Genomic DNA, 9,220 nt, shown 5'->3' on the forward strand with positions numbered 1-9,220 from the left:
AAACCCAAGCAAGCAATAATCCGTAGCACCACAAACTGCTCGTAGCTCTGCACCATACCACTAAAACCAGACAAGATTGAAAACATCCCAGTTGCCAGAACGATCACCCGCACTCGACCAAATCTGTCGCAAGCCCAGCCACCAAAAAATCCACCGATAGCCATACCAAATAGAGACCAACTGCCAAGCGCCCCTGCCTGTACATTGGTTAATGCAAACTCCAGTTTTAGACTGGATAATGTAAAGGCGAGAATACCAATATCCGCCCCATCACATAACAGAACCAAAAAACAAAATACAAAGGCCAATTTCCAAGGTTGTTTTTGGACAGCGCTTACGCTTGGGTCTGACGTCATAACAGCACTTTTCACAATGTATATCCTTATCGTTGTGAGAACAAAAGACTAACTAAGTATAAAAAAAGACGGTATCGGCATCCTAGCCAATACCGTGATACATCTTAATAATTATCCAAGACTACTCGCTGGCTTCCTTGATCATGTTGCGAGCGATGATAACTTGCTGGATCTGAGTGGTACCTTCATACAAACGATATAGACGCACATCACGGTAAAAACGCTCGATACCGTAGTCAGCGATATAGCCTGCACCGCCATGAATCTGTACTGCTCTGTCAGCTACGCGGCCACACATCTCGGTGGCAAACATCTTGGCGCAAGACGATTCGGTGACGACATCTTTGCCTTCATCGCGCAGACGTGAGGCATCTAATACCATTGATCTAGCAGCATAAATTTCTGCTTTTGAGTCAGCAAGCATGCCTTGAATCAGCTGAAAACTGGCAATCGGTTGACCGAACTGTTTACGGTCGACGGCATAGTGTAGTGCGTCATCTAACATACGAGTGGCAGCGCCAGTACTGGCGGCGGCGATATGTAAACGACCTTTATCAAGCACTTTCATTGCGGTCTTAAACCCAACACCCTCGACCCCGCCAATTAGTGCGTCTGCTGGCACGACACAATTATCGAAGATAACGTCACAGGTATGCGCACCTTTTTGTCCCATTTTTTTGTCTATCTTGCCCAAGGTAATACCAGGTGTGTCACTCTCTACGATAAATGCTGAAATTCCACCAGAACGTTTGTTTTGTGGGTCAGTACGAGCCATGACAGTAAATATGCCAGCCTGCGGGGCATTGGTGATATAGCGCTTGGTGCCATTGATGATATAAGTATCACCATCCCGTATCGCGGTCGTCTTCAGTGATGCCGCGTCTGAGCCTGATTCGGGTTCAGTCAAACAAAACGAACCGATAATCTCGCCACTGGCTAATCGAGGTAGATATTTCTGCTTTTGTGCTTCAGTACCGTCGATTACCAGCCCAGATGAACCGATACCGTTATTCGTTCCTATGAGTGAGCGAAATGCAGGGGATGTGCGTCCTAGCTCAAATGCCAACGTAACCTCTTCTTCCATAGTGACACCCAGTCCACCGTACTCTTCAGGAATAGTTAGCCCAAAAAGCCCCAACTCACGCATCTGCTCAATAATCTCTTCTGGGAGACGATCGTTTTCTGCCACCCAATGCTCCAATGGAACGAGTTGATCGTTTACGAAGTTACGAATGGTTTGGGTAATGTGGTCGAGGGTTTCTTTATCTCTAATCATGTGGATCTTCCTTGTTTGATTAACCGCTACTGTTAATAGTGGTTTTATAAGCGTCCTGAGTATTGAAAATTTTAGATTTTGATAAACAATACGATTAATACTGAACAACAATCTAATTGTCTTGGGTAAACAGCATAATCGATGATTTATTAAATTACAATAGTTTTGGTTTAAAAAACCGCATTGCGGTTTTAAATTTAATAATTTATATCCAATACCAAATAACTATTTCTAAATTTAAGTAGTTTTCACTTTACAAATGAAAATAAACGCTATATTTTGGTATTAAATATCGCTGTGCGGTATTAAATATTTAGAACGAGTAGCCTTTATTATTGTTTATAGAGCAAACAAATGTGGAAAAGAGGTAGTCATGGAAGAGTCACTCATTATTTGTGAAAAACAAGAAGAGGGCGTGAGTGTCATCACGCTGAATCGCCCCAAGGTACGCAATGCGCTAAACAGCGAGCTACGCCAGCAAATGGCAGAGCTATTCATTCAATTAAATGAGGATCCAGAAACCAAAGCGATTGTGCTGACAGGTGGTGATAAGGTGTTTGCCGCAGGTGCTGACATCAATGATTTCTTAACGGCTAAGACAGTCGATGTGTACTTACGTCGTAGTGAGCGATATTGGCGTGCGATTACTGATTGCCAGAAGCCGATTATCGCCGCGGTAAATGGCTATGCGCTTGGCGGTGGCTGTGAGCTTGCCATGCACGCTGACATTATTGTGGCAGGAAAGTCTGCCAAATTTGGACAGCCTGAAATCAAGATAGGGCTTATGCCAGGCGCAGGCGGCACTCAGCGATTGTTTCGTGCTATTGGAAAACACAAAGCCATGAAAATGATACTGACAGGCGACATGATTGATGCTGATGAAGCTGACCGAATGGGATTGGTGTCTGAAGTGGTCGCAGACGACAGTACCCTCACCCGTGCTATTGAGATTGCCACGCAGCTGGCAAGTTATTCACCTATCGCATTGACTCAGATTAAAGAAGTGTCGATGCTCGGTCCCGACATGCCTTTAGATAGCGCGTTGGCGTTAGAGCGTAAGGCGTTTCAAATTCTATTTGATACTCATGATCAAAAAGAAGGTGCCAAAGCCTTTTTGGAGAAGCGTCCCGCAGAGTATAAAGGGCACTAATCTATAGCTATCTATATACTTGCTTATCTGTATTTTTACCTGCTTATAGTCTCTATCGATCTGTGGCTGGTATGGAGCGATAAGCTTGTAGGCAATGTCAGGTAGGTAATGACAGATAGCATCGAACTACCTCATATCCAAACTGCACCAAAACATATATAGAGAATGATTATGACTGTGAACACATTGGCCATTGTTGGCACTGGCATCATGGGCATGGGCATTGCCCAAATCGCTGCCCAAGCGGGTATCCAAGTACTGTTGTTTGATGCCAAATCAGGCGCTGCTGAACAAGGACGAGCATCACTGCAGGGCACGCTTGAAAAACTGGCTGCCAAAGGCAAGTTTACTGCTGATGAGTTGCAAGCGACTTTAAACAACTTAATTGTCATTCAGGAGCTGAGCCAGATTGCTACCGCTGAAATCGTGGTAGAAGCCATCATCGAAAACTTAGACATAAAAAAACAGCTATTTGCTAAGTTAGAGGAGGTTGTCGCTGCCGATACTATTTTGGCGACCAATACCTCATCGCTATCTGTCACGGCGATCGCCGCTGACTGTGATCACCCAGAGCGCGTGGTCGGTTTTCATTTCTTTAACCCAGTACCACTGATGAAAATCGTGGAGATTATCCCAGGCATATCTACTCAGCATTCAGCTGTTGAGGCGCTCACCGATTTAGCCAAACGCATGGGGCATCTGGGTGTGGTCGCAAAAGACACACCAGGATTTATCGTCAATCATGCAGGCCGAGCGTATGGTACCGAGTCCCTAAAGATACTGGGCGAGGGCATCGCAGATTTTGAGCAGATCGACCGTATCTTGCGTGAGGGCGCAGGCTTTCGTATGGGTCCGTTTGAGCTGATGGATCTGACAGGCGTTGATGTGTCTCACCCTGTGATGGAATCGATCTATGAGCAGTATTATCAAGAAGCCCGCTATCGACCGCATCCACTAACTCGTCAGATGCTGACAGGAAAAAAGCTCGGCCGTAAAGTTGGCGAGGGGTTTTATCACTACGAAAACGGTCAGAAGGTTTCAGTGGTTAGTGCTCAAGAACAATCGTCCAAAGCACTGGCATCTGATGCAAGTGTTACCTCAGTTTGGATTGGGGCTGATTTGGTAGAAGACAAAAAACAGCTGGTCGATTATCTAAGTAATCGTGGTGTCCTTATTGATAATAACGATAAGCCAAATCCTAACAGCTTGGTACTACTAACAATATATGGTGAGGATACGACCAACGCTGCGATTCGCTATCAAGTCGAACCCAAGCAAGCGGTTGCCATTGACATGCTTACCGAGCTTACAAAGCATCGTACGTTGATGCCAAGTATCGTTACGCAGGAGCGGTTTGTGGCACAAGCTTATGCGTTATTCAGTAAAGGCTTAGATAATAACGTCGCAACGCAGGATGTGGGTAGTGCCACGTTGATTACCGAAAGTACAGGTTTTGTGGCGCAGCGTGTGGTTGCGATGGTAATCAATCTTGGCTGTGACATCGCGATGCAAGGGATTGCCACGCCAGAGGATATCGATAATGCCGTTAAGCTTGGGCTAGGTTATCCGCATGGCCCGATCTCTTGGGGCGATCACCTTGGTGCCTCGCGTATATTGCTCATTTTAGAGCGTATCTATGCGCTCACAGGTGATCCGCGTTACCGTCCAAGCCCTTGGTTGCAACGCCGTGCCAAACTAGATATGTCATTGTTTACTCAGCAAACCACCCATTAATACGAACGACAAAGTATTGTCGCCAAACCATAAAACCATTATTTAGAGTTAAAAAATACGACAAGGAAACGTTATGTTAGATGCTTATATTTATGACGGATTAAGAAGCCCATTTGGTCGCTATGTTGGAGCATTAGCAACCGTGCGCCCAGATGATCTCGTTGCTGCAGTAATGAAAGCGTTGGTCGAAAAGCATCAGTTGTCTAGTGATATTTTTGATGAAGTGTTGCTAGGCAGTGCCAACCAAGCTGGCGAGGACTCTCGCAATATTGCTCGTAACGCGGCTTTGTTAGCAGGATTAGATGTCACTACTCCAGGGCAGACCGTCAATCGTCTATGTGCGTCGGGTTTGTCTACCGTGGTCGATGCTGCTCGCAGTATTACGTGTCATGAAGGAGACATTATATTAGCAGGAGGTGTCGAGTCCATGACACGTGCGCCCTTCGTCTTTGCCAAGACAGAAAAGCCATTTAGCCGTGACTTTAAGGTATTTGATACGACTATCGGTAGCCGTTTTCCCAATCCAAAGATTATTGAGCAGTTCGGCAGTGATACCATGCCGCAGACGGGCGATAACGTCGCTCAAAAGTGTGGCATTACGCGTGAGGAGGCCGATAAATTTGCAGCCGCATCGCAAGCCAAATACCAAGCCGCCAAACAAGCCGGGTTCTTTGACGATGAGATAACGCCTATCACCGTTGCGCAAGGTAAAAAATTGCCCGAAAAAGTCGTTACAGATGATGAGCATCCTCGCGCTAGCTCCGATATTGCAGCGCTACAAAAGCTTAAACCTTTAAATAAAGATGGCATAGTTACGGCAGGCAATGCGTCTGGTATCAATGATGGTGCTGCTGCGCTCATCATCGGCTCAAAACAAGCGGAAGAAAAGCTAGGTTTTAAACCGATTGCCAAGATCTTATCATCAGGTGCGATGGGTGTTGAACCCAATATTATGGGTGTGGGTCCTGTTGAAGCGATTAAGCTGGCGTTAAAACGTGCGGATTTAACCCTTGATGATATGTCTATCATTGAGATCAATGAAGCTTTTGCCTCACAAGTGCTGGGTTGTCTAAAAGGGTTAGATATTGATTTTGATGATAAGCGTGTCAATCCCAATGGCGGCGCTATCGCGGTTGGGCATCCGCTGGGTGCCTCTGGTGCAAGAATTGCCCTGAGCACCGCTCGAGAGCTACAGCGTACAGGTGGCAAGTACGCAGTGGTTAGCTTATGTATCGGTATCGGGCAAGGGCTTGCGATGGTGATAGAGCGCGTCTGATATTAAAAGCACGCTCGCCCCATTTTTATAGAGGATTGACTATATCAAGGACAATTTATTATCAAGGACGACATCATGACAACCATACTCAACGAACACGATAACTACCATCAAGCTGAAGAAGCGTATGGATTTCCGTTAATTATTAAGCAGCTATTAAACCGTGCCAAAATCGCCTCTACCAATCAAACCATCAGCTATGCGGATAAAGTGACCTATACCTATGCTGAGTTTTTCAAACGTATCAATCGCTTGGCCAATGTCCTAAAAAACATGGGTTTACAGGCAGGTGATGTGGTCGCGGTTATGGATTGGGACAGTCATCGTTATCTTGAAGCTTATTTTGCGGTACCGATGTCGGGCATGATTTTGCAAACCGTTAATGTGCGTTTATCTGAAGAAAAAGTACTGTACACCGTCAACCATGCCGCACCAAAAGCGCTACTGTTAAATGCTGAATTTGCGCCAATGATTAAAGACTATCGTAACGACGCACCTTCTATTGAGCATGTAATGTGGGCAGATGACGCAGAGGATGACAAAGCAGGTGTTGAGCAAACAGATGGCGAGAAAGCAGCGCTACCAGACTATGTCGATGGTGAGTACGAGGCATTATTGGCCGCCGCTAGTGATGACTTTGATTTTCCAGATTTTGATGAAAACACCATCGCTACCACATTCTATACCAGTGGCACCACAGGCGACCCAAAAGGGGTTTTCTTCACTCATCGGCAGATCGTACTACAGACAATGGCTAGCACACTGGCATCAGCGCTCAATGCTGAAGGTCAAGGCGCGCGCTACAACGATGTTTACATGCCCATGACGCCTTTATTCCATGTTCATGCGTGGTGCTGGCCGTATGGTGCAACGATGATAGGACTCAAGCAGGTATATCCAGGACGATATCTAGCACCAAAGTTAGTCGATTTGATTGAGGAGCAAAAGGTTACGCTGTCACACGGTGTACCTGCGATATTACAAATGCTCCTCAAAGAAATGGCAGAACGCGGTCGCAAATTTGAGAATCTCAAACTACTACTAGGTGGCTCAAAGCTTAACGAAGGTTTGGCCAAAGCAGCTATAGAGTGCGGTATCGAGTTTATGTCAGGGTTTGGAATGTCCGAATCATGTCCTGTACTATCTCGAGCGGTATTCGATGACAAGACCGAGTCGATGACCCTAGAGGACAATCTTAATTATCGCTGTCTATCAGGTTCGCCAATCATGCTGGTATCGATGGAGATCTGGGATGAGAATGGCAAACCCCAACCCATGGATGGACAGTCAACAGGCGAGCTTGTGATACGCGCGCCTTGGTTGACTCAAAGCTATTTCAAAAATCCCGATGCAGGTAATGAGCTGTGGAAAGGTGGCTGGATGCATACTCAAGATATCGCCTGTATGACCGCTGATGGCACGCTCAGCATTACCGATAGACTAAAAGACGTCATCAAGTCTGGCGGCGAATGGGTATCTTCGCTTGAAGTTGAGACAATTCTTTCCTTTCATCCGAGTGTGGCTGATATTGCAGTGATTGGTGTGCCAGATGAACGCTGGGGTGAGCGTCCCTTGGCATTGATAGTACTGAAGCCAGATTATATCGACACAAAAATGGAAGATATTTTGGCATTAGGACATCAAGCAATAGAGAGAGGCCACCTACCAAAGTATGGCGTTCCAAGTGAAGTGAAGTTTTTGTCAGAAATGCCAAAAACCAGCGTTGGTAAACTTGATAAAAAACGCATGCGATTGATGTGCTCAGAAAACCTCATCTAGTCAAACAACCCTGTCACCATTAAAACGACTTTAACAAAAGTGAAAAGTTTCATAAACCCTAGTGTCTGACTAAATGCTAGGGATGGGGGAGGTGTGTGAGTCACGAGCACTTTGAGTCGCACTCATTATCTATATAACAGAACCTGTCTAATAAAAAGAGAAAAACTATGGAAGCTGCGCCTACGTTCCCAGAAATACAAGAGATTGTCACAAGCGATGACAATCACCCCTTGCATGACTTTACCGTTATCTATCCTCAGCAAGTGGAATGGGGTGATATGGACTCCTTTGGACATGTCAATAATGTGGTCTATTACGAATATGCTCAAAATGCTCGTATTTATTACAACAGGCGTTTGGGTTTATTTAACGAACAGACGTCTTCGGTGATGGCAGCCTCGTCATGTCGATACCTCAAATCGGTTGCTTATCCTGATGAGTTATGGATTGGCATCAAGGTCAAGAAAATCGGTAATTCAAGTCTGATTCACGAATATATTTATTATAGTAAGGCGCTGAAGACAGTTGTGGCCATCGGTGAGTCAGTGTTGGTCTATCTCGATAAATTGAGTGGACAAAAAAAGCCTATCGATGAGTCGAAAAAATTAGCGATTGCTGCTTTAGAAAATACTGACCAACAGGCATAAAACCTAATGTATCGATCAAAGCAATATTGTGTTTTTAGAGCGGGAGTAGCTCCTGAAAATACGATTGTTAGTTAAAAATTTCATTTAGGTGAGAAGTGTTGTTAATAGTTATGAAGTAGAGAAAAAGTAGTGGTAGTTGGGTTTGATAAGGAAATCAAAATAAAACAGGGAATGGATGAATGATGCTTTATATAAAAAGGCTATCTTTAGGTTTAGCTATAGGGGCAACGTGTGTCTCTGCACAAGCAATAGATATTGTGACCACTGATGATACAACCTTGAGTATCGGGGGTTATATCAAAGCAGAGGGATTGTTTAACTCTCCAGATAACGAGGATTCGGAGTTTAAAGGTAATTTACGTCAGTCACGTATTAATATTAAGACGACTAAGTCGGTGGATGATAAAAAACTAACCGGGTTTATAGAAGGTGATTTTTATGGTGACTATGCGACAGGGGGTTCAAATCTACGTTTGCGTCATGCGTATATTCAGGTCGATGATTTAACTGTTGGGAAGACTTGGAATGGTCAGTTCTTGGCAGTTGCACCTATTGCTACAGAGCAGCTTGATTTTTGGGGTACAGGGTTGGGGACTGCCTCGGGTGGAGGCTCGTATATTCGTCCAGATTTGACATTGCATTATACTTACAATGGACTTCGTTTTACGGCGCAAGATCCTGTCTATGACGATGCAAGCCTGCCTGATATGGTAGTCAGCTACAAAAACAATCTCTCTAATTTTGATTACAATGTAGCCATGACAGCTCGTGAGGCTGAGAATGGGGACGACTCGGACGTGGGTATCGGTGTTTCTTTAGCAGGCAAGCTCAAAATAGGTGATGATTCACTACATGCGAGTGTATATAGCGGTAAAGGCATGGGTGCCTATTCTGCTGTATGTGCTGGAGGACCACTCATTATGAATGGCGGTGTAGACTGTGATGCTGAAGATGGTAAGTTAATTTTACAAACAGGCTATAGCGTTGGTTATAAGCATCAGT

At 45.0% G+C, this 9,220-nt stretch carries 8 protein-coding genes; 6 read left to right on the forward strand and 2 right to left on the reverse strand.

Annotated elements, in window-relative coordinates; genetic code table 11:
* On the reverse strand, nucleotides 1-356 hold a 356-nt coding region (locus tag ACT3QQ_RS12970; RefSeq protein WP_444528318.1), incomplete at its 3' end, for an MFS transporter.
* A 121-nt stretch (nucleotides 357-477) separates the two neighbouring features.
* Nucleotides 478-1,632, reverse strand: coding sequence for an acyl-CoA dehydrogenase family protein (locus ACT3QQ_RS12975; RefSeq protein WP_444528311.1), 1,155 nt, complete (start codon nucleotides 1,630-1,632; stop codon nucleotides 478-480).
* A gap of 373 nt (nucleotides 1,633-2,005) precedes the next feature.
* Here ACT3QQ_RS12975 and ACT3QQ_RS12980 point away from each other — a divergent pair, with 373 nt between their 5' ends.
* The 6 genes from ACT3QQ_RS12980 to ACT3QQ_RS13005 all read left to right on the forward strand — a co-directional run.
* Entirely contained in the window at nucleotides 2,006-2,782 is a 777-nt protein-coding gene (locus ACT3QQ_RS12980; protein WP_444528312.1) for an enoyl-CoA hydratase, read from the forward strand.
* Between the two features lie 171 nt (nucleotides 2,783-2,953).
* On the forward strand, nucleotides 2,954-4,516 hold the full coding sequence (locus ACT3QQ_RS12985; protein ID WP_444528313.1) for a 3-hydroxyacyl-CoA dehydrogenase: 1,563 nt from the start codon (nucleotides 2,954-2,956) through the stop codon (nucleotides 4,514-4,516).
* Between the two features lie 73 nt (nucleotides 4,517-4,589).
* Nucleotides 4,590-5,792: a 3-oxoadipyl-CoA thiolase gene (locus ACT3QQ_RS12990; RefSeq protein ID WP_444528314.1), complete on the forward strand. Its 1,203-nt coding sequence runs from the start codon at nucleotides 4,590-4,592 to the stop codon at nucleotides 5,790-5,792.
* A gap of 75 nt (nucleotides 5,793-5,867) precedes the next feature.
* Nucleotides 5,868-7,571: a long-chain-fatty-acid--CoA ligase gene (locus ACT3QQ_RS12995; RefSeq protein WP_444528315.1), complete on the forward strand. Its 1,704-nt coding sequence runs from the start codon at nucleotides 5,868-5,870 to the stop codon at nucleotides 7,569-7,571.
* 167 nt (nucleotides 7,572-7,738) lie between these two features.
* Nucleotides 7,739-8,218, forward strand: a complete 480-nt coding sequence (locus tag ACT3QQ_RS13000) for an acyl-CoA thioesterase (RefSeq protein WP_444528316.1) — start codon at nucleotides 7,739-7,741, stop codon at nucleotides 8,216-8,218.
* A gap of 179 nt (nucleotides 8,219-8,397) precedes the next feature.
* On the forward strand, nucleotides 8,398-9,220 hold an 823-nt coding region (locus ACT3QQ_RS13005), incomplete at its 3' end, for a hypothetical protein (RefSeq protein WP_444528317.1).

The organism is Psychrobacter sp. AOP7-A1-24 (assembly GCF_052376235.1).
Classification (GTDB): Bacteria; Pseudomonadota; Gammaproteobacteria; order Pseudomonadales; family Moraxellaceae; genus Psychrobacter.

Bases quoted from the DNA above. Each gene is read 5' to 3' on its own strand.
- ACT3QQ_RS12975 (WP_444528311.1), bottom strand. From the start codon at position 1,632: ATGATTAGAGATAAAGAAACCCTCGACCACATTACCCAAACCATTCGT.
- ACT3QQ_RS12980 (WP_444528312.1), top strand. From the start codon at position 2,006: ATGGAAGAGTCACTCATTATTTGTGAAAAACAAGAAGAGGGCGTGAGT.
- ACT3QQ_RS12985 (WP_444528313.1), top strand. From the start codon at position 2,954: ATGACTGTGAACACATTGGCCATTGTTGGCACTGGCATCATGGGCATG.
- ACT3QQ_RS12990 (WP_444528314.1), top strand. From the start codon at position 4,590: ATGTTAGATGCTTATATTTATGACGGATTAAGAAGCCCATTTGGTCGC.
- ACT3QQ_RS12995 (WP_444528315.1), top strand. From the start codon at position 5,868: ATGACAACCATACTCAACGAACACGATAACTACCATCAAGCTGAAGAA.
- ACT3QQ_RS13000 (WP_444528316.1), top strand. From the start codon at position 7,739: ATGGAAGCTGCGCCTACGTTCCCAGAAATACAAGAGATTGTCACAAGC.